Here is a 24,398-nt window from a genome sequence, read left to right as displayed (position 1 = left end):
GTCCACCGCCTGCCGGGATCCGAAGACCCGGTGTGCGGGGCGTTCCACTTCGTTGCGTTCCCATCTTACCGTATCGTCCGTTTCGTGTCAATCCGACCCGATTCGTCCGATCCCGGTCCGACCGGAACCGCCCCGTTTCCGGGGCAACCCCTCTAACTTACCTCGACATCCCGTTCGTGTCGAACCGGATTTCGCCGGGACGCACGCGTCCCACCGAAGAAGCTGATCAGAGGGGGTTCCCGAGGTCCTCGGCGATCTCCGCCGACCCCCTCGGGCCTGTGAACTATATGTACGGCCGACGACCCCGTCAAATCAGCCGCGGCCCCGGCCGGGACGTGTTCTCCGCCCCCTGGGTAGGTACCGGGCGTGACAGATCAAAGAGTGCTCCCCCGGCCCCTGGTCTTGCTGCTCTGCACGGCGGGCGCCGTGGTCACGCTGGCCGGCGTCAGGGCGGTCGGCTCCATCCTCGGCCCCGTGCTCCTCGCGCTGGTGCTCGTCATGGCGGTCTCCCCCGTCAGAACCCGGCTCGACGCGCGCGGCGCCCCCGGCTGGCTGCAGGTCGCGGTCCCGCTGGCCATCGTGCTGGTCGTGCTGCTCGGCATGATGGCCGTCCTGACCCTCTCCGTCGCGCAGCTGGCCGGCCTGGCCCCCACCTACGGCGACCAGTTCGGCGAGATCGTCGTCCAGCTGCGGGAGCTCGCCGCCCGGATGGGGATCGGCGGCCGGCAGATCGACCAGGCGATCAAGTCGTTCGACCCGGGCAAGGTCTTCACCTTCGTGCAGGGGTTCGCCTCCGGACTGCTCGGCGCCTTCTCCGGCCTGGTCCTCATCGTGGTCCTGCTGCTCGCCATGTGCCTGGACGCACGGTCCTTCTCCAAGGTCCTCGCCCACGGCAGGGCCTCCCGGCCGAAGCTCGTCGCCGCGCTCGACGACTTCGCCCACAAGACCCGCCGCTACCTGGTCGTCTCCACGGTCTTCGGCCTCGTCTGCGCGGCGCTGGACGCCGCCGCGCTCTGGGCGCTGGGCGTCCCGCTCCCCCTCCTGTGGGGCGTCCTCGCCCTGATCACCAACTACATCCCGAACATCGGCTTCGTCATCGGGCTCATCCCCCCCGCCCTGCTCAGCCTGCTGGAGGGCGGATTCGAGACCATGCTCCTGGTGATCGCCGCCTACATCGCGATCAACTTCGTGGTCCAGTCGCTCGTCCAGCCCAAGTTCCTCGGCGACGCGGTCGGCCTGTCCACGACCGTGACGTTCCTGTCCCTCATCGTCTGGGCCTTCGTGCTCGGCCCCCTGGGCGCTCTGCTGGCCATCCCGCTCAGCCTGCTGGTCCGCGCCGTGCTGATCGACGGCGACCCGCGCGGCGGGTGGGCCGCGGCGCTCGTCTCCGGAGAGATCCCTCCCGAGGGGGAGCACGACCGCGCCTCCTCCGGTGGCGGGTCCGCCCCGCCCCCGCGACCGGGGACCGCGCCTCCCCCCGGGGCCTCCGCCGTACCCTGATGCCATGTACCGCGAGTGGGCCCCCGACCCCGCCCTCGCCGACCGGCTGGTCTGCGTCTGGACGCGCGTCGCGGCGTCCGGCGGCACCGGGCTGGTCGTGCCGGACGGATGCGTCGACCTGGTCTGGGGCCCCCGCGGGCCGCACGTGGCCGGGCCCGACACCGGGCCGATGCCGGTCGCCATGTCCCCGGGCGACCGCTACACCGGGGTCCGGTTCAGACCGGGCGCGGTGGGCGAGGCGCTCGGGGTGCCGGTCGAGGCCCTGCGGGACCTGCGGGTGCCGCTGACCGACCTCGGCGGGCTGCCGGGCTTGGACGCCGAGGCCGTGTCCGCCGCGATCGCAGCCGCCGGGACCACGGGCGACGGAGGCGTCCGCGACGTCCTCGGGACCGTCCAGGAGGCGCTGGCCGTACGGCTGCGCGCGACGCCCGGGCCGGATCCGGCCGCGCCGGCGGTCGCCGAGGCCCTGCGGGCCGGGCGGAGCGTCGGGGAGGTCGCCCGGGAGCTCGGGCTGAGCGAGCGGCAGCTGCACCGGCGCTGCGTGCGGGCGTTCGGGTACGGTCCCAAGACGTTGCAGCGGGTCGTCCGGTTCCAGCGGGCGGTCCGGCTGGCCCGGCGCGGGGCCGGACTGGCCGAGGTGGCGCTGGCCAGCGGCTACGCCGACCAGTCGCACATGTCCAACGAGGTGCGGCGGCTGGCCGGCGTGCCGCTGAGTCAGCTCGTCAGCCGGCCGTAGGCCTTGAGCGTCCTCAGCCGCGACACGGTGAGGAACCCGCCCCACTCGTGGGCGACGATCGGCGTCCACATCGGGAAGTTCGGCGCCCAGCCGCCGTCGGCGCCCTGCTGGTCGATCAGCGCGTCCAGGTGCGCCTCCAGCACCTCCTCGCCGAAGAGCGGCAGGGTGCCGGGCTCGGGGACGAAGTCCAGCGGGAAGTGGGCCTCGCCCTCCGCCGCCGGGTCGAGGGAGACGGTGGCCAGGATCGCCTCGCGGAGCCGTGCGAACTCGTCGTGGGCGCGGTCGCGGTCCGGGGCGTGCTCCAGGAAGTGCAGGACCGCGCGGGCGGTGTAGGGCTCGAGCTCGCTCGCCCTGCCGATGGCGGCCCAGGTGAACTCGGTGGCCGGGCCGAGCCGCGGGTGCTCGACCTTGTGCTTGTGCAGCAGGCCCGCGATGGAGGCGGTCGGCACCAGGGAGCCGGGCGGGTCGTCAGGGGTCTCCCACCAGGGCGCGCGGGGCGAGGTGCGCACGCTCGGCAGCACGAACGGCACCCCTCCGTCGGGCGCGGTGACCGTCAGCAGGTGGTCGCAGGCGCGGGTCACCATCGGGTCGTCGAACGCGTCCAGCTCGTCGAGGATCCAGAACGCCACCTCGACGGGCTCGGGCTGGCTCTCCGGCCCGCGCAGGTCGGGCTCCAGGGCGTTGCCGAACCCGCCGTCGGCGTTCTGGTAGCCCCGCAGTACGGCCAGCACCCGGTCCGCCGGCCCGCCGTCGAGCAGCCTCTCGCACCTCAGCCGGTCGATCAGCCGGGCGTTGAGCAGCAGGTAACGCCTGGCCGCGGCCAGGGCGTCGTTCGTCAGCGTCTTCATGCCCCGACCGTACGCCCGGCCGCCGCCGGGCGTCTTGCAGGAATCGGACGCGCGCCGTTCTGCCCGCTCCGCGGATCGGCGATCCGGGAGACCGGGGGCCGGACGGCGGGGACCCGATGGTCAGAGTCCAGAGGCAAGCAGGACGGCCGGAATCCGGAAGCAGACCGGGAGACCGGAGGCCGGACGGTCAGGGGATCTCCATCGCGACGGCGCCGCCGCTCACCCGGGTGCGGCCGTCGGGCTCGGCGATCGAGACCTTCAACTCGCTGGGCCGTCCCATGTCCACCCCCTGGATGACCGTGAACTCCTTCACTCCGTCCTCCAGGGCCCTGAGGTAGCCGCCGAAGGCGGCCGCCGCGGCCCCCGTCGCCGGGTCCTCGACCACACCGCCCACCGGGAACGGGTCACGGGCGTGGTAGCGCCTGTCGCCCTCCCGCCAGAAGAGGTGCACGGTCGTCCAGCCGCGGCGGGTCATGACCGACCGCAGCGCCTCGAAGTCGTAGTGGAGGTCCGCCAGCCGCTCGCGCGAGGCGGCGGCGAGCATGAGGTGGCTGACCCCGCCGAAGGAGACGTGCGGCGGGAACGCCCTGTCCAGCTCGTCGCGGGACCAGCGCAGCGCGGCGAGCGCCTCGTCCAGCGCGTCCTCGGCCACCGGCGCGGAGCGGGTGGGCACGCTGGTGAGGGTGGCGAGCAGCGTCTCCCCCTCGACACCGGTCTCCACCGCGATCTCTCCCGCGTTGGTGCGGAAGGCCAGCGGACCGGTCCCGAGCCGTTCGGCCAGGGCCACCGCGGTGGCGATCGTGGCGTGCCCGCAGAAGTCGACCTCCGCCGAGGGCGCGAAGTAGCGGACCCGGAAGACGCGGTTCTCGTCGTCGCGCTCGGTCAGGAAGGCGGTCTCGGAGTAGCCCACCTCCGCGGCGACGGCGAGCATCTCCTCGGCCGTCAGACCGGCGGCGTCCAGGACGATCCCGGCGGGGTTGCCGCCCGCGGGATCGTGGGTGAAGGCGGTGTAGCGCAGGACTTCCACGTTGTTCCTCACACTTTCAGGAACCTAGCAGCCGCCGTGTCCGGGATCGCGCTTCGGACCGTGCTCCGGACCGAGTCCCGCCCCGGAGCACAGCCCGGAGCACGGTCCCGGGCCCGGTCCGGCCGCCGGAGCCCGGGGCCGCGCCGAAGGAACGGCGTCCTTCCCGGCTTCCCCTGCTTCCCCGGTCGGCGGCGCCTCATCTCATCCGGAAGACCGGGCCGCGGGGGGCGAAGGGGAGGCGGGCGCCCTCGGGGATGAGGAAGGCGTGCTCGCGCCGGATGCGGAGCACGTCGCACCACCCGTCGGTGATCACCAGGATCGGGCCCTCGGGCGGGAAGTCCTCGGCCCGCTGCAGCAGGTCCACACCCGGCTGGAGCACGGTGCCGCCCCGGCCGCGGACCCGGACCCGGTTCGCGATCTCCTCCACCGGGAGGTACCCGGCGTCGTAGGCCGCCGCGTCGCAGAACACCACGCGGGCGCGCGGTACGTCGCGGGCCGCGGCGTAGGAGGCGATCGCGCCCAGCGCCTTACCGAGGAGCCGGGTGTCCATCGAGCCGGAGGTGTCCAGGACGACGCCGAAGGTCGCCCGCCGTACGAGCTCTTCGGGGCGGATCCAGCCGGGGCGGGGGATGTCCGGGCTGGAGGCCTGGCGGCGGGAGGCGCGGGCGTAGGAGCGGCGCCGGTCCGGGGAGGTGACGTGCTCGTCGAACCAGCGGGCCAGCGCGGCGTCCCAGGGCAGCGGGGGCTGGTCCAGGGCGCGGATCTCCTGCTCCAGGCCGGAGGGGAGCAGTCCCCGGCCGCTGTTGTGGTGGTAGGCCAGGCCGGTGCACAGGGCGTTGCGGTAGTACTCGTCGAGGTCCATGTGGCGGCCGGGCGCGCCGGGGTGCGGGAGCGGGCGGTCGAGCACGTCGCCGAGGCCGCGCCCGCGCAGGGTGGCGAGCTTGCGCAGGCGGCGCAGGTCTGCGGCGATCCGGTCGTAGACGGCCTCGGTGGACAGCCCGGCGAGCGACTGGTCGTACAGCAGGCCCTCGGGCATCTCGCCGACGGCCATCTCCATCAACCAGCCGTTGATGACGTAGTCGGCGGCGACGTTCCACAGGTAGGGGTCGCGTCCGCCGACGCGCTCGCCGTGGCGGAGCGCGGCGTGCAGCGTCTCGTGGGCCAGCACGAACCGCCACTCCTCCACCGGCATCCGTACGAGCGGGTTCACGTAGATCGCCTTCTGCACCTCGGGCGCGGAGGCGTTGAGCTCGTCGAGGAACAGGCAGTACGGCTCGTCGCGGGCGATGGTCTCGGGTGGGGCGAACCGGCTCCGGCCGCCGACCAGCTCGGGCACGCCGATGAGGTCCTCGGGGGCGAGCTGGGTGCCGAGCATGGTCACGCACTCCAGTCCGAGCGCGTCGGCGAAGTCCCGGACGAGGGAGCTCTTGCCGATGCCGGGTGCGCCCCAGAGGAAGACGGGGCGCACCACGGCGACGTGCAGGAGCACATCGGGAAGCTGCGCGGGGGTGACGGTGACCGTTGCCTGCATGCCGACAAGGGTGACAAGTCACCCCGGCGTCCGCACCGGGTTTTCCGCCCGGTCGGACGGCCGCGGGGCCGGTCGGCCGGGTGCCTCGTCCTGCACGCGGGCGGTCGAGACCCGGCGGTCCCAGGGCATGGCGTAGGCCAGGATCGGCAGCAGCGCCACCGAGGCCTGGGCCCACGCCGCGTGCTGCGCCGACCAGATCTCCCAGGACTGGGTCATGGGGAGGTAGCCGTACCCGGCCCACAGGCAGACGCCGATGACCGCGGGCCAGTAGAAGCGGTTGGGCGTGGGCCGCGCGACGAGGAACGGCATGAACCAGAGCAGGTACTGCGCGCCGAGGCGGGGGGTGACGACCATGAAGGCGAGCAGCACGGCGGTGGTGAGGTCCACCGGGTCGGCGCGGCGCCACAGGAAGGCCGTCACCAGCACCGTGACGTAGATCAGCCGGGTGCCGAAGGTGGCGATCCCGGAGTCGAGCGTCCAGTCGCCTCCGACGAGGATCGCGCTGTAGCCCCACTCGCCGACGATCGGGCGGATGTCCCCGATCGTGCGCAGGGCCTGGACGATCTCGTCCAGGGAGGCGTTCAGCAGGAGGGGTTCGGTGACGATGAAGAGGACCGGCATGATGCCGGTCGCCACGAACGCGACGGCACGGGCCCGGACGGTGGGCAGCAGCAGGAGCATGCCGGGGATCAGCCAGATCGGCCAGCTCTTGGCGCACAGGGCCAGGCCCATCAGCAGCCCGGCGTACAGGGCGCGGCGCAGCGCCGCCCGGTCCGCCGGCCGGTCGCCCTCGCGCGGGGTGAGTCCCCGGGCCGTCCCCTGCCGCAGCGCGCGGCCGATGCCGTACTCCCTCGCCCGCCGTACGGCGCCGCCGAGCCCGTGGGCGGCGACGGCCTGCCGGACGTAGGTGACCGGGTCGTGGCGCAGGCCCGGCCGGTCGGGGTCGCCCGGACCGCGGGCCACGACGAAGGCGGCGACGCCGAAGACCAGCGCGACCGGCTCGACCTGGCCGTGCACGGAGGCGACCAGGATGGCCAGCGGGTTGCAGGCGTACTGGAAGGCGCGCAGGGGGGCGGCGGACCCGCCGGCGAGCCTGCCGACCAGGGGGATCAGGATGATGTCGGCCACCACGGTGACCAGGCGGCCGCCCCACTCCCACGGGATGCCCAGCCAGAGCAGCAGGCCGTACACGTACGGGATGGTCGGCAGGAAGTGCCAGCCGCCCTTGCTGCCCAGGACCGGGTCCTGCCCGTTCAGGACCGCCTCACCGGCGGGTTTGAAGCTGTTGACGAAGTCGACCGGCTGCCACTCGCTCATGGCCGCGACGGCCATGATGAGCAGTCTGAAGCCGACCCCGACGGCCAGCACGACGGGCAGCGACGGGCGCCAGCCCCTCCACTGCGCGACGACGGCGAGCACGACACCTGTGACGAGGACGATCCCCGTGAGAATTGCGTTGTCCATGGCGGCCCCTAGCCTGCCTGATCCGGGGAGCGGACAACCACCCGGACGGGGAAACGAGACCTGTCTGCCGGCCTGGCGCGTCCCGTGCGGTCAGGTCCGTGCGCCGGGCCGGGCGGCGGCGGGGAACGCCCTGCGGGTGTAGACCAGGGCGGCCAGCGCGGTCGCGGCGAGCAGGACGTAGCCGACCGTGTAGGCCCCGAAGGCGGAGTAGACCACGCCCATGACCAGTGGCGGGAAGTAGCCGCCGAGTCCTCCGGCGGCGCCCACCAGGCCGGTCACGGTGCCCACCCGGGAGGGTTCGACGAGCTTGGCGACCAGGGCGAACACGCCGCCGGTGCCGAGGCCGAGGAAGAACGCCATCACCACGAAGGTGAGCCCGGCGGGGATCTCCGGGGGCGGTTCGAGCACCAGGACGAGCGCCATCACCACGGTGCCCGCGAAGGAGGCGGTCAGCACCCTGACCGGGCCGATCCGGTCGGACAGGATCCCGCCGACCGGCCGGGCGAGCACTGCGGCGACGGAGAACCCGGCGGCGCGGAGTCCCGCGTCGGTCTGCGCGAACGCGTACACGCTCTGCAGCAGGGTGGGCAGGTAGGTGGAGAACGCGACGAACCCGCCGAAGGCGACGGCGTACAGGAAGGCGCACTGCCAGGTCGCCTTGATCCTCATCGCGTCGCGCATGCGGGGCAGCGCGGGCTCGGTGGACGGCCTCCAGTCGGGCGAGTTCCGGCTGAGGAGCAGCATCACGACGCCGGTGACCGCGAGGGCCGCGGCCATCAGCAGGTGGGTCTGGGTCCGGCCGACCGCCTCGACCAGGCGCGGGGTGAGGAAGGCCGACAGCGCGGTGCCGCCCATCCCGGCTCCGAAGACGCCGGTGGCGAAGCCTCTGCGGGCCGGTTCGTACCAGGCGTTGACGAAGGGGACGCCCACGGCGAAGGAGGTGCCGGCGACGCCGAGCAGGAAGCCCCACAGCAGCAGCGCGCCGTACGAGTCGGACCAGCCGACGCCGAGCACCGGGATGATCGAGACGAAGCAGACGACGGCGAACATCAGGCGGCCGCCGAGGCGGTCGGCGAGCATGCCCACGGGGATGCGGCCGAGCGAGCCGACCAGCACGGGGATCGCGACCAGCATGGAGGTCTGGGTCGGCGACAGGCCGAGCTGCCCGCTGTAGGTCCTGGCCAGGGGGCCGATCAGGTTCCACGCCCAGAAGGTGACCGCGAACGCGGCCGTGGCGAGGACGAGGTTCGGCGTCTGGCCGCTGCGTGTTCCGTCCGGCATGCGGCCGTACTACCCGCGATGTCGTGACTTCATGTGACCGGAGAAGCGGAAGCGCGACGGAGAGTGAGAGCGGGGCCTCGCCGCCGGGGATCCGTCTTCCCCGGCGGCGAGGGGATCGTCAGCCGAGCCGGTCGAGGTAGGCCCGGTGGCTGCGGGAGAACTCGTGGCCGTTGTACCGGTCCCAGTTGATCGACCAGGTCATCAGGCCGCGCAGGTGCGGGTAGGTCGCCTTCGGCCGGTACGGCCCGCAGTTCGCCCCCTTCGTCAGGCAGTCGAGGGCCTTGTGCACCTCGGCCACCGTGGTGAAGCCGTTCCCGGCCCAGGGCGCGGCGGGCAGGCCGATGGCGACCTGGTCCTGGCGCAGGGCGGGGAAGACGTTGGCCGGGTTCCCCGCGATGGGGAAGCCCGCGAGCAGCATGTCCGTCATGGCCACGTGGAAGTCGTGCGTGCCCATGGTGTGGTACTGCCCGTCCAGGCCCATGATCGGGCCGGAGTTGTAGTCCTGGACGTGCAGGAGGGTCAGGTCGTCGCGCATCGCGTGGACGACGGGCAGGTAGGACCCGGCCCGCCGGTCGGCGGAGCCGTTCGCGCCGGGGCCGTAGAACTGGTGGCCGAGCTGGACGAAGAACGTCTCCGGGGCCATGGTCAGCACGAACTTCGCGCCGTACTTCGCCTTGAGCGCCTTCAGCGCGGCGATCAGGTTGACGATCACCGGGGTGGTCGGGGCCCGCAGCGAGGTGTCGCCGGCGTCGAGGTAGAGGGAGTGGCCCTCGAAGTCGATGTCCAGCCCGTCGAGGCCGTACCTGTCGATGATCGCGCTCACCGAGCGCACGAACGCGTCGCGGGCGGCGGCGGTGGTGAGCTGGACCTGGCCGTTCTGGCCGCCGATGGAGATGAGCACCTTCTTCCCGGCGGCCTGCCTGGCCCTGATCGCGGCGGTGAATTCGGCCTCGGACTCGACGTTCGGGCACTCGGCGGCCGGGCAGCGGGTGAAGCGGATGTCGCCGGAGGTCACCGAGGTCGGTTCGCCGAAGGAGAGGTTGATGATGTCCCATTCGTCCGGCACGTCGGCCATCCGGACGTAGCCGGAGCCGTTGGCGAACGAGGCGTGCAGGTAGCCGACCAGGAGGCGGTCGGCCGGCGGCGGGTCGGGCGGAGGCGGCGGGCTGTCGTCGCCGACCACGACGGAGACCTGCGCGGACCTGGCCGTCTCGCCCGCCGCGTTGAGGGCGGTCACCTGGTAGCCGTAGGCGCCGGGCGGGAGGTTCTCCATGTGGGTGGTCGACGTGGTCGACGCCACCTTGGCGCCGTCGCGGTAGACGTTGTAGCCCGTCGCCCGCTCGGCGGCGGTCCACTTCACCGTGGCGGCGGTGTCGGTGCCCGTGGCGGACAGGATGGCGGGGACGGCCGGGAGGCTCTGTCCGGGCGGGCCGTCCAGCACGATGTCGTCGGCCTGGTAGGCGCCCTGGCCGTACCAGCCGTTGACGTGGATCGTCACCGACCTGGTCGACGCGCCGGTGGTGAAGGTCCGGGTCAGCTGCGTGTAGGCGGAGGGGGAGGAGGCCCAGGTGCTGGTGTCGGTCGTGCCGGTGCCGCTCACGCCGAGGAACACGTAGCCGCCACGGACCCACCCCGACAGCGTGTAGGACGAGGAGGGTTCGACGGTGACGGTCTGCTGGCAGCGCGCGGTGTCGCTGTCGGCGGGCGTGGCCTGCAGGGCCTTGGACCCGCCGTGCACCGGAGAGGAGACCGCCGCCGCGCCCGAGGACGCCGAACAGCTCCACCCGGCCAGCCCGTCCTCGAACCCGGGGTTGGTGGTGATGTTCGCGGCATGGGCGGGCGAGGCGGAGAGCGTCGCTCCGCCCAGCGCCAGGACGGCGAGCGCCGCCAGCCGCATCCGCGCCGATCGTTGGTTCATGACCTGCCTCACGAGGCTCTGCTGGGGGTGTCGGAGGTGTACGGCCCGCACCCCCCGGGGGGCGGGGGCGCGGGCCGTACCGGCTAGAAGCCCGCGGTGATCCTGGTGAACTCCCACTCGGCCTGCGGGGCGCCGCCGCCGTTGACCCGGTCGCGGTTGGTCGACCAGAAGGAGAGCCTGGTCAGGCCCTTGGACTTGGCCCAGTCGCGGATCTGGGTCCACGTGGCCGGGGTGGTGGTCTCCCCCTGATCGGACTTGCCGTTCATGCCGGAGATGCCCATGTGCGCGTAAGCTTCGGCGTCGCTCCAGCCGAACGCGCTCTTCAGCGAGCTCTTCAGCCCTTCGGAGGCGTTGACCGTGTCCTGGTACATGTTGGTGCCGCCGAAGTTGAACGGCATGATCGTGTAGTTGTCGATCGGGACGTTCAGCGCCTTGGCCTGGTTGACCAGCCGGATGCCCGCGGCGCTCAGGCCCGTCTTGAACGTCGGGATGGTGACGACGATCTTCACGTTCGGGTTGTTCTGCCGGACGATCTTCAGGCCGTTGAGGATGCGGTCCTGGACGGTGTAGTTCTCGAACTCGTCGGTGTTCTCGATGTCGAAGTCGACCACCGCCGGGCCGTGGGCGTCGATGACCTTCTGCACCGCGCCGGCGAAGGCCTGCGGGGTGGAGCAGTTCGGGCCGAGCTTGTTGCCGCTCCAGCCGCCGAAGGAGATCTCGACGCTCCCGCCCTTGGACTTGATCGTGTTGATCGCGGAGGCGTCGGTGCCGCCGGTCAGCGGGCGCTGGCCGTCCCAGGCCGGGTTGCAGCCGTTCTGGGCCAGGATGAACGCCATCGTGAAGGACTTGACGCCGGTCGCGTCCATCACCGTGGCCGGGCTCGGCGGGTTGCCCCAGCCCATGTAGAGGTACGGCGCGCCGGGCAGCTTGCCGGGCGGGTCGGGGTTGGTGCAGCCGGTGGTGGTCCCGGTGACCTGGCTGCTGGCGACCGACTCGCCCTGCGTGTTGTAGGCCTTGACGGTGTAGGTGTGCGTCTCGCAGGTGCCCAATCCGGAGATCGTGGCGCTGGTCCCGGCGACCTGCGCCTTCTGGGCGCTGCCCTCGTAGACGCGGTAGCCGGTCACGGTGCCGGACGATGCGCCCCAGGTCAGGGAGATCGCGGAGTTCGTGGTGCCGGTGACCGAGGGGGCGCCGGGCCGGCCGGGCGTGCCGGGCGGCGTGGTGGGGCCGCCGGTGGCGAGCTTCCACAGGGCCGGGACATTCGGCGGCTCCCAGCCGGGCAGGGAGGTGTGGCCCTGGATGGCCTCGTACTCGGACCCGTTGTAGCCGACCCGGGCGCCGACGGCGTATGCCGTCCAGGCCTGCCAGGCCGGGGCCGCGAACACGGCGCTCGCGTGGGGGGCGGCGGTGGCGGCGGCGGCCGCGGCGGTCAGCCCGGCGGACGTCACTGCCACGGCGGAGAGTACGGCGACGGCCGTACGGCGTAGTCTCATGATCATTCCTAGGGGAGGGTGGCGAGGTGCGGCTTGACGGTCTTGGAGAAGTTCCAGTTGTTCGAGGCGTCCCAGTTGATCGACCAGGTCATCGCGCCGCGGATCCCCGGGTAGGCGCGCGGCGGGACGAAGCTGCCGCAGCCGGTCCGGGTGGCCAGGCAGGTCAGCGCCTGGTTGACCACGGATGGGGAGACGATGCCGCCGCCGGCCGCGCCGGGCCCGGAGGGCAGGCCGAGCGCGACCTGGTCGGGGCGCAGGCCGTTCTCCAGCTGGATGCAGGCCAGCGCGGTGAGGAAGTTGACCGTGCCCTGGGAGTAGGCGGCCATCTGGTCGCAGCCGAGCATGGCGCCGGAGTTGTAGTACTGGGTGTGGACGACGGTGAGGATGTCCTTGATGTTCAGCGCGAGCTTGAAGTACTCCGCGCCGGTCGACTGCATGTCGATGGTCTGCGGGGCCATCGTGATGATCAGGTCGGGGCCGGTCTTGGCGCGTAGCGAGCGCAACGCCTGGCCCATGTAGGTGGCGTTGAGGCCGTTCTCCAGGTCGATGTCCACGCCGTCGAAGCCGTACGACTGCATGATGGCGTGGACGGTGTCGGCGAACTTGGTCGCCGCGGCGGCGCTGGCCACCTGCACGCGGCCCTTCTCGCCGCCGACGGAGAGGATGACCTTCTGGCCGCGCGACTGGAGGGTCTTGACGTCGGCCTTGAGCTGGGCATCGGTGTAGCCGCCGAGGGAGGCCGACAGGCCCGGGTCGACGGCGAAGGTGACCTCGCCGGGAGTGGAGGTGGCCTCGCCGAAGGAGACCGCGACCAGATCGTAGGAGGTCGGCACCGCGGAGAGTTTGAGCTCGACGGCCTCGTTGTCGAAGTTGTGCCAGTAGCCGGTGAGGAAGTGCTTGGGCAGCGGGCTCGGCGTGCAGCCGGTGGTGGTGCCGGTCGCCTCGTCGCTGGCGGGCGACTCGCCTTCGGCGTTGTAGGCCTTGACGGTGTAGGTGTGCGTCTCGCAGTCGCCCAGGCCGGAGATCGTGGCGCTGGTCCCGGTGACCTCGGCCTTGCGGGTGCCGCCCTCGTAGACGCGGTAGCCGGTCACGGTGCCGGACGACTTGCCCCAGGTCAGGGCGATGCTCTTGCTGCCGCCGGTCGCGCTCGGGGTGCCGGGCCTGCCGGGCAGCACGGGGTCGGTCGGGCCGCCGTCGTCGCCGCCGCAGTCGGCGCCGTTGAGTTTGCAGTTCGCGGGTACGGCCGCGGCCCCGCCGGGTGAGCCGAGGAAGCCGAAGCTCACGCTGGCGCCGGGGGCCAGGGTGCCGTTCCAGCCGAGGTTGGAGAAGGTGAAGTGCTGGCCGCTGCGGGTCAGGGATGCGTCCCAGAAGGAGCCGACGTTCACTCCCGCCGGGAGGTCGAACTCGACCTTCCACGAGTTGATCGCGGCGGAGGTCCCGTTCTTGATCGTGTATCCGCCCTGGAAGCCGGAGCCCCAGTCGGCGGTCTTCGTGAAGGCGGCGGTAACCGCGGCGGGCTCGGCGGCCTGGGCCGGTGGCGCGACCGCCGTGCCCAGCAGGAGCGCCGCCAGGGCGACGGCGGATCGGGTGATGAGGCGGAATCTCACGTTGACCTCGATGACCTCGGTGGTTCGGTGGGGGGTGGCCGTACGGCTTGCGCCCCGCCGGGAGTCCCCCTGGTCGGGGGTCGGGGAGGGGCGGGGCGCGGGCCGTACGGCGGGGAGGGCTCGCCTCCGCGGATGCAGGAGGGCGGATGCGAGCCGTGGTCCGGGTGACAGGCGGGTCGGTCCGGCCGGGCCGATCCGGTCGGCGTCGGCGGCGACCGGGGAGGTTTTCCACGCCTGTCAGGACGAGTGGGGCAGGAGGGCGCGACCCGTCCGGTTCCGCCGCCCCGAAACCGGGCGGCCGGGTCGCACGGTCTGCCGGGCGTCGGAGGACGACTGCCCTCGGCGTCGGGTTTTCGCAGCTCTTCCAGGGTTACGGGGGATGCGAACGGGTCATGGTGCCTCCCATTCGGTTCTTCTTTTAGGAAAGTTTCCTAAGAGTTGTGGTGATCGTAGCCTTGACACCAGGCCTCCACAAGACCCAAAGGAGGCGGCTTTCAACGGCCCAGCAAGACGCGTTCCAAAGGGCGCCGCCCGGTTCCGCCCGGTTCCGCCGGCGGGCCGGGGCGCCCGGCCCGCCGGATCGGTGAGCGCCGCGGTGGCAGTACGGTGATGACGCCTTCCGCTTCGCCCCCTGGAGCACCGCATGTTCTTCGGCATCACCGACCTCTGGACCTACGTCGCCGGCGCGTTCTTCATCATCCTGCTGCCCGGCCCCAACTCCCTGTACGTGCTGGCCACCGCCGCCCGGCACGGGGTGGCGCAGGGTTACCGCGGCGCGGCCGGGGTGTTCGTGGGCGACACGGTCCTGATGGCCCTCGCCGCGGCCGGGGCCGCCTCGGTGCTGAGGACGACGCCGCTGCTGTTCGCCGTCGTCAAGTACGCGGGCGCGGCCTATCTGGCGTGGATGGGCCTGCAGATGCTGCGCGGGGCCTGGCGGTCGCGGCGGGCCCCGGAGAGCGTGCAGGCCGAGGAGACCGCGCAGGCGGTGGCGGAGGCGCGGAGGGAGGCCGACCCGTTCCGCAGGGCGCTCGTCGTCAGCCTGCTGAACCCGAAGGCGATCCTCTTCTTCATCTCCTTCTTCATCCAGTTCGTGGACCCCGCCTACGCCAGCCCCGCCCTGTCGTTCCTGGTCCTCGGCGCCATCCTGCAGGTCTTCAGCATGCTGTACCTGACCGCGCTGATCTTCGGCGGCACCTACCTCGCCGCGCAGTTCCGCCGCCGCCGGCGGCTGGCCGCGATCCTCACCGCCGCCGCGGGCGTCCTGTTCGTCGGCTTCGGCGCGAGGCTGGCCGCCGCGTCGCTCGGCTGACGCGCGCCGGGCCTTCAGCCGGACCGTCCGCCGGGCCCGCGGAAGGCCCCCGCCGGTGCGGGCCCCTCCGGAAAGCACCGGTTCCGGAACCGTCACCCATCGGGCATGGTTGCCTCATCGCCTCCTTTGCACTCACGGCCGTCAGGTAGCGTGAGTCGCCGATCCACACGGGAGTGACCCTTCCGTAAGCCCATGTGACATTCCCGGCATGTCTGGCAGTCGTGTGCCGGGGTAGACGCCGGTCCTCCAGCGTCGTCATTCCGCCGTCCAGTGGAGTGTGATGAACCACCAGCCCGTCACCCTGCCCCGTCTCACCGCGCTCCTGCGGCAGGCGGTGCCGCGCCTGCTGGAGGGCGTCGTCGCCCCCCTCGCCGTCTTCTACACCGCCTTCGCCCTGCTCGGCGAGGTCGGCGGCATGGCCGCGGCGATGACCTGGGTGTACGCGGGAGTGGGCTGGCGGCTGGTCCGGCGGGTCCCGGTGCCCGCGACGATGTACCTCGCCTCCCTGGCGATCACCCTGCGCGTGCTGGTCAGCATCTGGTTCGGCGGGGCGCAGTTCTACTTCCTCCAGCCCGAGCTGGGCACGATCTGCCTCAGCATGGTCTTCCTCGCCTCGGTACGGCTCCGCCGGCCGCTGGTGCAGAAGCTCACGCTCGACTACGTCCATCTGCCCGCGGTGGTGCTGAAGCACGAGCGGGTCCGCCGGTTCTTCGCCCGGATCACCCTGCTCTGGGCCTTCGTCCTGCTGGCCAACTCCACGGTGAGCATCTGGCTGCTGATCCAGCAGTCGGTCGGCAGCCAGCTGCTGGTCGGCCCCTACCTGCTGATCCGCACCACGACGGTCGCCGTGATCACGGGCCTGGCCGCGGCCGTCTCCGTCTACGCCTTCCGCCGGGTGCTGCGCCGGCTCCAGCAGGATCCGGCCCCCTCCGTCTGAGCACCCGGACCGGCCCGTCCGGTCCCATCCTGTTCTGTTACGTCCGGTCCGGTGCGATCAGCTGGTCGCCGCCGAGGCCCGCCGCCCCGGTCCCGTACGGCCCGGCCCGTCCGGTCAGCCGGCCGCCTCCGGGTCGAGCAGTCCCGCCTCGTAGGCCCGGATCGCCGCCTGCACCCGGTTGCGGGCGCCCAGCCGGGTGAGGATCGCGCTCACATGCGCCTTCACGGTCCCCTCCACCAGGTGGAGGCGGCGGGCGATCTGCGCGTTGGACAGGCCCGCCCCGAGCAGGGTCAGCACCTCCCGCTCACGGGGGGTGAGCCCGGCGATCTGGTCGCGGGCCGCCGCCGCTCGGGCCAGCCGGCCGCCGGCGAGCTCGGCGATGACCCGGCGGGCGATCCGCGGCGAGAGGTAGGCCGCGCCCTCCGCGGCGGCGCGGATCCCGGCCAGCAGCTCGCGCGGGTCCCCCGCCTTGAGCAGGAAGCCCGCGGCGCCCCCGCTCAGCGCCCGGGCGATGTACTCGTCCTCACCGAACGTGGTCAGCATCAGCACGGCCGTCTCCGGCGCGACCCGGCGCAGCTCCGCGGCGGCCGCGAGGCCGTCCAGGCGGGGCATCCGGATGTCGAGCAGTGCGACGTCGGGCCGGTGGGCGAGCACCAGGTCGACCGCCTCCCTCCCGTCGCCCGCCTCGGCGACCACCTCGACCTCCGGGGCGGCGGCCAGGATGGCCCGCACCCCCGCCCGGATCATGGCCTCGTCGTCGGCCAGCAGCACCCGGATCATCGCGCTCCGTCCTTCTCACGGGTGTTCTCCTCATGGACGCTCTCCTCACGGGCGCTCTCCTCGCGGGCGCTCTCCTCACGGGCGCTCTCCTCGCGGGCGCTCTCCTCGCGGGCGCTCTCCTCACGGGCGTTCTGCCCGCCGAGGTCCGCTCCGCGGAGGTCCGTCCCCGCGCCCTCCTCCGGAGGGCGTGCCGCGGCGGCGTCCTCCTCGGGGAACCGCGCGATGATCCGGAAACCGCCCGCGTGCGGGGCCGCCTCGAACGTGCCGCCCGCGAGCCGTACGCGCTCGCGCAGCCCCATCAGGCCCAGCCCGCCCCCGGACGACCGCCCGGCGGGGGCCGTCGCGCCGCCGGGCGCGGGGTTGGCCACGGCCAGCTCGATCCCGCCGGGCCCGGCGGCCACCTCGACCGTCACCGGGGCGCCGGGCGCGTGCTTGGCGACGTTGGTCAGCGCCTCCTGGACGATCCGGCAGGCCGTGCGGTCGCGGAGCCCGCCCTCACCGCGCAGTTCCACCCGCATGCCCGAGTCCCGCGCCCGGTCCACGATCCCGGCGACGCTCTCCGCCGCCGGGATCAGCGGCGCCTCCCCGTCCTCGCGCAGGACGCCGATGACCCGGCGGAGGCGCTCGGTGGTGTCGGCGGCGGCGGCCCGCAGCTCCCCCGCCGCCCGGCGGTGCCGTTCGTCCAGGTCGGGCGCCATCTCCAGGGCGGCGGCCCGCAGGGCGATCAGCGCCAGGTCGTGGCCGATCGAATCGTGCATGTCCTGGGCGATCCGGTTGCGCTCGCGGAGCCGGACCTGACCGGCCACCAGGCGCCGTTCCCGGTCGTGCGCCTCGGCGCGCTGGCGCAGCAGCAGGCCGCCCGACCAGGGCAGGACCGCGCTGAACAGCACACCGGACAGGACGGGGAACCAGAACCCGGGAATCGAGGGGTCGGGCTCCGGCCCGCAGGAGACGGCCAGCACGCACAGGACTCCCGTGCCCAGGATCGCGGCGTAGGCCAGCGCGGCCGGGCGGGCGCGGGGCGTCCGGCGGCCGACCCGGAAGCTGAGGACCGCGATCGCGAGGGTGAACCCGTTCAGCGGGCCCAGCTTCACCGACTCGCCGACCCACGAGAGCTGGACGGTGGCCACCCCGTACCCGAGGTCCAGCGAGCCCGCGGCCAGGACCGCCAGCGCCGCGGCGAGCGGGGCCCGGCGGCGGGCGAGCACCGCGGCCGCCACGGTCACCGCGCCCGCCGAGACCCCCCGCACCCAGCCGTCCGAGGCCTCCCACCAGGTGATGAACGGCGGAGACGCGAGCAGCGGAGCGCACAGGACCGCCCAGAGCAGCAGGTCCCGCCGGACCGACCGGGGAATCGTCATCCTGCGACGGTACAGGCGCGCCGATCACGTCTCCTCCGCCGGAGGTGCCGGACTCCCCCTGACGAAAGTCAGGGGTGGGAGGGGGCCGTTCGTGCGATGCCCGCGCGCCGGCGGAACCGGCAGAATCCATACGGTCGCCACGACGGAAACCCTGAGGGATCTCAGGGGCGCCGCGCCGCCGGTTCAGGGATCATCCTGGTTGCCGGCGGAACCGCGGGCCGTCAGTGTGCCTTGGCAGATCCCCCTACGCATGGAGCTTCGCCGTGACCCAAGCCATCCTCGACGCGGTCCAGCAGGCGATGGCCTCGCCCTGGATCTATCTGGCGCTGTTCGCGCTGGCGGTGCTCGACGGCTTCTTCCCGATCGTGCCCGCCGAGACGTCCCTCATCACGGCGGGCGTGTTCGCCGCCTCGACCGGTGCGCCGGACCTGCCCCTGGTGATCGCGGTGGGGGCGCTGGGCGCCTTCGCCGGCGACCACATCTCCTACGCCATCGGCCGGACCGCCAACGGCCGGCTGCGCGGCGGCAGGCGGACGGGCAAGGCCTTCGCCTGGGCGGAGCGGGCGCTGGCCGAGCGGGGCGGACTCGTCCTGGTGGTCGCCCGCTACATCCCCGGCGGCCGGACGGCCTGCACCCTGACCATGGGCGCGGTGGCCTACCCCCGCCGCTCCTTCGCCCTCTTCGACGCGCTCGCCGCCGGTTCCTGGGCCGTCTACTCCGCCCTGATCGGCTACGTGGGCGGTGCAGCCTTCGAGCACGACCCGGTCAAGGGCCTGCTGCTCGGCCTCGGCATCGCCGTGACGATCACCGTGGTCGTCGAGGCGGTCCGGTACGTGCGGCACCGCCGGGCCTCCTCCCGGGGGGAGACCCGGGAGTCCGAGCCGGTCCTGGCCGCCTCCGACTGACCGGCGCCCGCCGGCTCCGCCGGGTGCCGGCCTCCGGTCACCGGCGGTGGCGGTGACGGCCGGCACCGCCGGGCCGCGTGGCGGCCCGGCGGGCCCTCGCCCCCTCGGGGCGGATCCCGGGGATCTCCCGTGAAACTCAGGGAGATCCCCCATGGTTCCGGTGTCCCGGCCGCGGGACGCTGCCAGTGGTTCACCGGAAGACCTCATCCGGACGCCTCCACGAGACGTCACGGTCATCTCGCCATGTCTTGATCTGCTCTGGGAGGAGTGCGCATGACTGTGCTCGCGGCCGGACTGGCACTGGTGGGATCGCTGTTCTTCGCCCTCGGCGCGGCGCTGCAGCAGTTCGAGGCGGCCCACGCCTCCGGGCCCGGCCTCCGCCGCCTGCTGCGCCGCCCCCGGTGGCTGCTCGGCGGGCTCGCGATCGGCGCGGGCACGGCACTGCACATCGTCGCGTTGAAGTACGGCCCGCTCACGGTGGTCCAGCCGATGGGTGTGGCCAGCCTCCTGTTCGCCCTGCCCTGCGCCGCCGCGCTGCGGCACCGCAGGCCCCGGCCCGGTGAGCTCGCCTCCGCCGCGGTGATCGCGATCGGGCTGATGGGCCTGGTCCTGGTGGTGCCCGAGCACACCGGCTCGCCGTACCTCGGCACCGGCGAGGCGGCGGTCCTGCTCGGGGGCGCGGCCGCCGTGTCCCTGGTGCTGTGGGCCGTCGGGCGGCGGTCCTCCCCCGCAGCGCGGGCCGCACTGCTCGCGACCGCGGCGGGCGTGCTGTACGGCGCGACCGCCACGCTCGCCCGGGTGCTGGTCGACGGCAACTGGGAGCCCTGGTTCCTGGCGGCCGTCCCGGTGCCCGCCCTGCTCGCACTGGTCCTGTTGCAGCGTGCCTACGCCGTGGGCCACTTCGGTGTCGCGTTCGCCGCGCTGCAGGTGACCGACCCGCTCACCGCCGTCGCCTTCGGAGCCCTCCTGCTGGGTGAGCCGCTGCCCACCGGGGCGGTGAGCACGCTCGTCGCCCTGGGGGCCGGAGCGCTCGCCGCCGCCGGGACGGTCGCCCTGGCCCGGACCACCCCGATGACCCCCGCACCCGACCCGGCGGCCCGATGACCCCGGCGGACCCGGCCGGACCCGACCCGGTCAGACCCGGCCCGGCCCGGCCGGGCTGACCCGGCTCGGCTGAACCCCGACGAACCACGACGAACCACGACGAACGGAAGCCTTCCCCATGGTCATGACCCCCTCGATGTCCCCCTCCGCCGTGTCCGCCGCCGAGCCCCTTCCGGGGGGATCCCCCTCCGCGCCGGGGTCCTCCGGCACCCGGCCGTGCCGGGTCCTGATCGGGACCGACACCTACCCGCCGGATGTGAACGGCGCCGCCTACTTCACCCACCGGCTGGCCCGGGGCCTCGCCCGGCGGGGCAACGACGTGCACGTGGTCTGCGCCTCGGAGACCGGCCCGGCCAGGACCGACCGCGTCGACGGGGTGACGGTGCACCGGCTGCGCTCGGCACCGGTGCTCGTCCACCCGACCATGCGGATCTCGGTGCCGGCCAGGCTCGACCGGCTGGTCGCCGAGATCGCCCCCGACGTGGTCCACGTCCAGGGGCACTTCGTGGTCGGCCGCGCGGCGATCTCGGCCGCCCGGCGGGCGGGCGTGCCCGTGGTCGCCACCAACCACTTCATGCCCGACAACCTCTTCCAGTTCGCGCACGTGCCCGAGCCGCTCCGGGACCGGGCCGGCGACCTCGCCTGGCGCGACTTCAACCGGGTCTTCTCCCGGGCGGACCGGATCACCACCCCGACCCGCATCGCGGCCGGGCTGCTCACCGACAAGGGCTTCACCCGTCCCGTGGAGCCGGTCTCCTGCGGCATCGACCTCGGCCGGTTCCGGCCTCGCAGGGAGCCCCGGGCGTGGGCGCGCAAGGCCATGGACCTGTCCGACCGCCGGACCGTGCTCTTCGTCGGGAGGCTGGACGAGGAGAAGCGGCTGGACGAGCTCATCCGCGCGCTGCCGTACGTCCTCAACGGGACCGACGCGCAGCTCGCGCTGGCCGGCACCGGCGGGCGGCGGGCCTCGCTGGAGCGGCTGGCGCGGCGCATCGGCGTCGGCGACCGCGTCACCTTCCTGGGGTTCGTCCCGGACGACATGCTGCCCGACGCCTACGCCGCCGCCGACGTGTTCGCCATGCCGGGCACGGCCGAACTGCAGAGCATCGCCACGCTGGAGGCGATGGCCGCCGGGCTGCCGGTGGTCGCCGCCGACGCGATGGCCCTGCCCCACCTGGTGCGGCCCGGGGAGAACGGCCACCTGTACCGTCCCGGCGACGTCCACGGCCTGGCCCGCCACCTGACCGCGCTGCTCGAGTCCCCGGACCTGTGCGCCGCCATGGGGGCGGCGAGCCGCGAGATCGCCCTGACCCACGACCACCAGGCCTCCCTGGCCCGGTTCGAGGAGATCTACCGGGAGGTCGCGCGGTGAGCGGCCGGGACGTACGGCACCGGCCCGGTGAGGGACCGGGCGAGGACGGAGGCTCCGGCGGGAGCGGGAGCCCCGGCGGCACCCCGGACGGGATCGGGAGCCCCGGCGGCGTGGATCTCGGCAGGGGCGCGAACCTCGGCAGGGGCGGGGCCGTGCTCGCCGCGGTGGCGATGGGCTACGCGCACCTGGCCGCGGGCGGGGCCGTGGACCCGATGGGCGACCTGGTCAGCGACTACGCGCTGCACGACGCCACCGCCTGGGCACTGGTCGGCGGCACGCTCGCGCTGGCCTCGGCCTGCCTGTGGACCGCGTACGGCCTGGCCCGGACGGATCCGGCCCGCAGCGCGGCCGCCCGGGTGCTGCTCGTCGCCGGCGCGCTCGGCCTGCTGCTGAGCGCGGCGTTCCCCACCGACGCCGCGCCGGGGGTCACCTCGATCGCCGGGGAGATCCACCGCTGGTCGGCGGCCGTGGTGTTCACCGCGCTGCCGTGCGCGGGCCGGCTGCTCGGCCGCCGGTCCGGCGGGGTCGCGCTGCCCGCGGTGAGCGCGGCCTGCGTGGCGCTGCTGGCCGTGTTCCTGGCGGCGCACCCGGGCTCCCCGGTCGCCGGGCTGCTCGGCGGGCCGGGCTACTACGGCCTGGTGGAGCGCCTGCTGCTGCTGGCCGAGATCGCCCTGGTCTTCCTGGCCGCGGGACACGCCTCCGGCAGGGCCCTGCCGGAGGCCGCCGGGCACCCGCCGCGGCGTCCGGACTCCGCCCGGCACGGGTCCGGGGCGCCGATCCTCCAGCACAAGTAGGAAAACCACAAACCATCGGTCAATAAATAGGGTCGTTCACACTAACCGGGCGCACTTTTACCTACGCTAACGTAGGTTACGGTTCCGTAATCTGCGAGGGAGAAGCCCCATGCGAGAGTTCAGTCAGACCGAGCTGCTGCTTGAGCTTGAGCCCGTCGTCGCCGGGGAGCTGGACCGGCACCTGAAGGTCGCCAAGGAGTGGTTCCCGCACGAGTACATCCCGTGGTCCGAGGGCAGGGACTACGACGGCTTGTTCGGCGGCGAGCCCTGGTCGCCGACCGACTCGGAGATCCCCGAGGAGGCGCGCATCTCCCTCATCGTGAACCTGCTGACCGAGGACAACCTCCCCAGCTACCACCACGAGATCGCCACCACCTTCGGCCGCGACGCGGCCTGGGGCACCTGGGTGCACCGCTGGACCGCGGAGGAGGGCCGCCACGGCACCGCGATCCGCGACTACCTGACGGTCACCCGCGCCGTGGACCCGGTCGCCCTGGAGCGGGCCCGGATGACGCACATGGGCGAGGGCTTCACCAACTCCTACGAGGGCGTGCTCCACTCGCTGGCCTACGTCTCGTTCCAGGAGCTGGCCACCCGCATCTCCCACCGCAACACCGGCAAGGCCTCCCAGGACCCGAACTGCGAGCGCCTGCTCGCCAAGATCGCGGCCGACGAGAACCTGCACATGCTCTTCTACCGCAACCTGCTCAACGCGGCCTTCCAGCTCACCCCGAGCCAGACCATGCGCGCCGTCACCGACGTGGTCACCACCTTCCAGATGCCCGGCACCGGCATCGAGGGCTTCACCCGCAAGGCCCTCGTCATCGCCAACGCCGGCATCTACGACCTGCGCCTGCACCTCGACGACGTGCTCATGCCGGTCCTGCGCCAGTGGGCCGTCTTCGACATGGGCGGGCTCGACGCCGAGGGCGAGAAGGCCCGCGAGGAGCTCGCCGACTTCCTGGCCCGGACCGAGGTCACCGCCTCGCGCTTCGTCGAGCGCCGCGAGGCCCGCCGCGCCGCCCAGGCCGCCCGCGCCTGAACGTCCCGTACGCCGCAGGGCCGCCACCCGTGGGGGGTGACGGCCCTGCGGCGTTGCGCGGGATCCGGTCAGGAGGCCGCGACCAGCTCCCGGGCCGGGGAGGCGCCGCCCGCGGGGGCGAGGCGCCGCAGGAAGGCCAGGACCAGCAGGGCGGCCAGGCCGGTGGTGACCGGCGGGACCAGGAACGCGAAGCCGGTGCCGAACCGGTCCACCAGCTGGCCCGCCACCGCCGCGCCGGTGGCGATGCCCAGGCCGATCGCGCCGTTGAGCCAGGTGAACGCCTCGGTCCTGACCTCGGTGGGGACCAGCTGCTCCACCAGGGTGTATCCGGTGATCACCGCGGGGGCGATGACGAACCCGGCCAGGGCCGCCGTGCCGTACAGGACCGGGACGGATCCGGCGAAGGTGAGCGCGATCGTCGCCGCGGAGAGCAGGCCGACGGCGGCCGCCAGCCGGTGCGCGGCCCCGGTCTTCCAGCGGATGAGCCCGTAGAGGATGCCGCCGACCATGCTGGCGGCGGAGAACGTCCCGTAGACGGGGCCCGCGGCACCGGTCTGGCCGAGGGCGGCGGTCGTCGAGGTGATGCCGACCTGGAGGCTGCCGAAGACCGTGCCGAGCGCGACGAACGCGGTCGCGAGCACGGCCACGCCGCGCAGCCGGAGCACACCGTGCTGGGAGCGGACCCGGACCGGCATCGGCTCGGGTGCCCCCCTGCGGACCGCGGCGAACGCCAGGGTGCCGGCCACCACCATGACCAGCGCCGCCAGCAGCGCCCAGACGGGCGAGAAGCCGGTCGACAGCGCCACCAGCAGCACCGGGGCGACGGTGAAGGTCAGCTCGTCGGTGATCGACTCCAGCGCGAAGGCCGTGCCCAGCTTCGCCGAACCCTCCGAGCCGCCGAGCACGTGGGCCCAGCGGGTCCGGACCATGGAGCCGACCTGCGGCATCGAACCGCCCGCCAGGGCCGCCACGGCCACCAGCAGGGCGCCCGGCGCGTGCGCGGCGGCGAGCGCCAGCAGGCCGCCCAGTGCCGCGGCGTGCGCGAGGACCTGGGGGACGAGCACCTTCGCCTGGCCGTACCGGTCGGCGAGGCGGCCGGTCTGCGGGCCGATCAGCGCCTGCGCCACGGCGGCGGCCGCGGAGGCGATGCCCGCAGCGCCGTACGAGCCGGTGGACCACTCCACGAGCAGCAGGATGCCGAGCTGCAGCATGGCGTACGGCAGGCGGGCGACGAGTGCGGGGGCGAGGAACCGCCAGGCTCCGGGCGTGCCGAGCACCGCGAGGTAGGACTTCACTGAGACGTCTCCGTCGAGATTCCAGACGGAGGACGCGGCCCGGACCCGGGAGCGCACCGTCATGGTGGGCTTCGACCGAGGTAGATACCGCCCC

General features: G+C 73.4%; 19 protein-coding genes and 1 pseudogene. 9 read left to right on the top strand and 11 right to left on the bottom strand.

What is annotated here, in order from left to right; translation table 11 throughout:
• The first annotated feature begins 366 nt into the window (after nt 1-366).
• Nucleotides 367-1,500, top strand: a complete 1,134-nt coding sequence (locus IEZ06_RS18400) for an AI-2E family transporter (protein ID WP_189237930.1) — start codon at nt 367-369, stop codon at nt 1,498-1,500.
• A 4-nt stretch (nt 1,501-1,504) separates the two neighbouring features.
• Nucleotides 1,505-2,236 (top strand): helix-turn-helix transcriptional regulator, encoded by a 732-nt coding sequence (locus IEZ06_RS18395; RefSeq protein WP_189237929.1) that lies wholly within the window; start codon nt 1,505-1,507, stop codon nt 2,234-2,236.
• Here the strand turns inward: IEZ06_RS18395 and IEZ06_RS18390 are convergent.
• From IEZ06_RS18390 to IEZ06_RS36395, 8 genes and pseudogenes are all read right to left on the bottom strand, one after another.
• A complete protein-coding gene (locus IEZ06_RS18390; protein WP_189237928.1) occupies nt 2,215-3,084 on the bottom strand; it encodes a hypothetical protein in 870 nt (289 codons plus the stop codon). The two genes, IEZ06_RS18395 and IEZ06_RS18390, sit on opposite strands and share 22 nt — an antisense overlap.
• A gap of 187 nt (nt 3,085-3,271) precedes the next feature.
• Nucleotides 3,272-4,123 carry a PhzF family phenazine biosynthesis protein gene (locus IEZ06_RS18385; protein ID WP_189237927.1) on the bottom strand — a complete coding sequence of 284 codons (852 nt, stop codon included), beginning with the start codon at nt 4,121-4,123 and terminating at the stop codon, nt 3,272-3,274.
• 643 nt (nt 4,124-4,766) lie between these two features.
• Nucleotides 4,767-5,642 (bottom strand): annotated as a pseudogene (locus IEZ06_RS37495) (DUF2201 family putative metallopeptidase); the annotation flags it as partial.
• An 18-nt stretch (nt 5,643-5,660) separates the two neighbouring features.
• A complete protein-coding gene (locus IEZ06_RS18375) occupies nt 5,661-7,106 on the bottom strand; it encodes a putative hexosyltransferase (RefSeq protein WP_189237925.1) in 1,446 nt (481 codons plus the stop codon).
• Between the two features lie 90 nt (nt 7,107-7,196).
• The gene (locus IEZ06_RS18370) at nt 7,197-8,387 is read right to left on the bottom strand and encodes an MFS transporter (protein ID WP_189237924.1); all 1,191 of its coding nucleotides are present in this window, start codon (nt 8,385-8,387) and stop codon (nt 7,197-7,199) included.
• Nucleotides 8,388-8,505: 118 nt separating this feature from the next.
• Nucleotides 8,506-10,305: a chitinase gene (locus tag IEZ06_RS37230; protein ID WP_189237923.1), complete on the bottom strand. Its 1,800-nt coding sequence runs from the start codon at nt 10,303-10,305 to the stop codon at nt 8,506-8,508.
• 83 nt (nt 10,306-10,388) lie between these two features.
• Entirely contained in the window at nt 10,389-11,798 is a 1,410-nt protein-coding gene (locus tag IEZ06_RS18360; RefSeq protein WP_189237922.1) for a carbohydrate-binding protein, read from the bottom strand.
• Between the two features lie 8 nt (nt 11,799-11,806).
• Complete coding sequence (locus tag IEZ06_RS36395) at nt 11,807-13,405, bottom strand: chitinase (RefSeq protein ID WP_203871997.1); 1,599 nt, start codon at nt 13,403-13,405, stop codon at nt 11,807-11,809.
• A gap of 643 nt (nt 13,406-14,048) precedes the next feature.
• Here IEZ06_RS36395 and leuE point away from each other — a divergent pair.
• Nucleotides 14,049-14,714, top strand: coding sequence for a leucine efflux protein LeuE (leuE, locus tag IEZ06_RS18345; RefSeq protein WP_189237921.1), 666 nt, complete (start codon nt 14,049-14,051; stop codon nt 14,712-14,714).
• Between the two features lie 280 nt (nt 14,715-14,994).
• A complete protein-coding gene (locus tag IEZ06_RS18340) occupies nt 14,995-15,651 on the top strand; it encodes a VC0807 family protein (RefSeq protein ID WP_189237920.1) in 657 nt (218 codons plus the stop codon).
• 114 nt (nt 15,652-15,765) lie between these two features.
• Here the strand turns inward: IEZ06_RS18340 and IEZ06_RS18335 are convergent, their stop codons facing one another.
• Nucleotides 15,766-16,431, bottom strand: a complete 666-nt coding sequence (locus IEZ06_RS18335; RefSeq protein WP_189237919.1) for a response regulator — start codon at nt 16,429-16,431, stop codon at nt 15,766-15,768.
• Nucleotides 16,428-17,792, bottom strand: a complete 1,365-nt coding sequence (locus IEZ06_RS18330) for a sensor histidine kinase (protein WP_189237918.1) — start codon at nt 17,790-17,792, stop codon at nt 16,428-16,430. The genes IEZ06_RS18335 and IEZ06_RS18330 overlap by 4 nt, the downstream gene beginning before the upstream one ends.
• A 263-nt stretch (nt 17,793-18,055) precedes the next feature.
• Between IEZ06_RS18330 and IEZ06_RS18325 the strand changes: the two genes are divergently transcribed.
• The 5 genes from IEZ06_RS18325 to IEZ06_RS18305 all read left to right on the top strand — a co-directional run bounded on the left by IEZ06_RS18325 (nt 18,056) and on the right by IEZ06_RS18305 (nt 23,009).
• Entirely contained in the window at nt 18,056-18,697 is a 642-nt protein-coding gene (locus IEZ06_RS18325; protein WP_189237917.1) for a DedA family protein, read from the top strand.
• Nucleotides 18,698-18,970: 273 nt separating this feature from the next.
• Nucleotides 18,971-19,801, top strand: a complete 831-nt coding sequence (locus IEZ06_RS18320; protein ID WP_189237916.1) for a DMT family transporter — start codon at nt 18,971-18,973, stop codon at nt 19,799-19,801.
• Between the two features lie 124 nt (nt 19,802-19,925).
• Nucleotides 19,926-21,173 carry a glycosyltransferase gene (locus tag IEZ06_RS18315; protein ID WP_189237938.1) on the top strand — a complete coding sequence of 416 codons (1,248 nt, stop codon included), beginning with the start codon at nt 19,926-19,928 and terminating at the stop codon, nt 21,171-21,173.
• Nucleotides 21,170-21,967 carry a DUF998 domain-containing protein gene (locus IEZ06_RS18310; RefSeq protein WP_189237915.1) on the top strand — a complete coding sequence of 266 codons (798 nt, stop codon included), beginning with the start codon at nt 21,170-21,172 and terminating at the stop codon, nt 21,965-21,967. The genes IEZ06_RS18315 and IEZ06_RS18310 overlap by 4 nt, the downstream gene beginning before the upstream one ends.
• A gap of 109 nt (nt 21,968-22,076) precedes the next feature.
• Nucleotides 22,077-23,009, top strand: a complete 933-nt coding sequence (locus IEZ06_RS18305) for an acyl-ACP desaturase (RefSeq protein WP_189237914.1) — start codon at nt 22,077-22,079, stop codon at nt 23,007-23,009.
• Nucleotides 23,010-23,077: 68 nt separating this feature from the next.
• On the opposite strand, the gene IEZ06_RS18300 is transcribed toward IEZ06_RS18305, so the two are convergent.
• On the bottom strand, nt 23,078-24,304 hold the full coding sequence (locus IEZ06_RS18300; RefSeq protein WP_189237913.1) for an MFS transporter: 1,227 nt from the start codon (nt 24,302-24,304) through the stop codon (nt 23,078-23,080).
• Between the last annotated feature and the right edge of the window lie 94 nt (nt 24,305-24,398).

Source organism: Planomonospora antibiotica (assembly GCF_014647955.1).
Classification (GTDB): Bacteria; Actinomycetota; Actinomycetes; order Streptosporangiales; family Streptosporangiaceae; genus Planomonospora; species Planomonospora parontospora.
The sequence above is the reverse complement of the archived record's forward strand: the minus strand, read 5'-3'. Positions and strand labels throughout refer to the sequence as shown.

What these genes read in the sequence shown, in the direction of transcription:
- IEZ06_RS18395 (WP_189237929.1), top strand. Translation starts at nt 1,505, where the DNA reads ATGTACCGCGAGTGGGCCCCCGACCCCGCCCTCGCCGACCGGCTGGTC.
- IEZ06_RS18390 (WP_189237928.1), bottom strand. Translation starts at nt 3,084, where the DNA reads ATGAAGACGCTGACGAACGACGCCCTGGCCGCGGCCAGGCGTTACCTG.
- IEZ06_RS18375 (WP_189237925.1), bottom strand. Translation starts at nt 7,106, where the DNA reads ATGGACAACGCAATTCTCACGGGGATCGTCCTCGTCACAGGTGTCGTG.
- IEZ06_RS18370 (WP_189237924.1), bottom strand. Translation starts at nt 8,387, where the DNA reads ATGCCGGACGGAACACGCAGCGGCCAGACGCCGAACCTCGTCCTCGCC.
- IEZ06_RS37230 (WP_189237923.1), bottom strand. Translation starts at nt 10,305, where the DNA reads ATGAACCAACGATCGGCGCGGATGCGGCTGGCGGCGCTCGCCGTCCTG.
- IEZ06_RS18360 (WP_189237922.1), bottom strand. Translation starts at nt 11,798, where the DNA reads ATGAGACTACGCCGTACGGCCGTCGCCGTACTCTCCGCCGTGGCAGTG.
- leuE (WP_189237921.1), top strand. Translation starts at nt 14,049, where the DNA reads ATGTTCTTCGGCATCACCGACCTCTGGACCTACGTCGCCGGCGCGTTC.
- IEZ06_RS18340 (WP_189237920.1), top strand. Translation starts at nt 14,995, where the DNA reads ATGAACCACCAGCCCGTCACCCTGCCCCGTCTCACCGCGCTCCTGCGG.
- IEZ06_RS18335 (WP_189237919.1), bottom strand. Translation starts at nt 16,431, where the DNA reads ATGATCCGGGTGCTGCTGGCCGACGACGAGGCCATGATCCGGGCGGGG.
- IEZ06_RS18330 (WP_189237918.1), bottom strand. Translation starts at nt 17,792, where the DNA reads ATGACGATTCCCCGGTCGGTCCGGCGGGACCTGCTGCTCTGGGCGGTC.
- IEZ06_RS18320 (WP_189237916.1), top strand. Translation starts at nt 18,971, where the DNA reads ATGACTGTGCTCGCGGCCGGACTGGCACTGGTGGGATCGCTGTTCTTC.
- IEZ06_RS18315 (WP_189237938.1), top strand. Translation starts at nt 19,926, where the DNA reads ATGACCCCCTCGATGTCCCCCTCCGCCGTGTCCGCCGCCGAGCCCCTT.
- IEZ06_RS18305 (WP_189237914.1), top strand. Translation starts at nt 22,077, where the DNA reads ATGCGAGAGTTCAGTCAGACCGAGCTGCTGCTTGAGCTTGAGCCCGTC.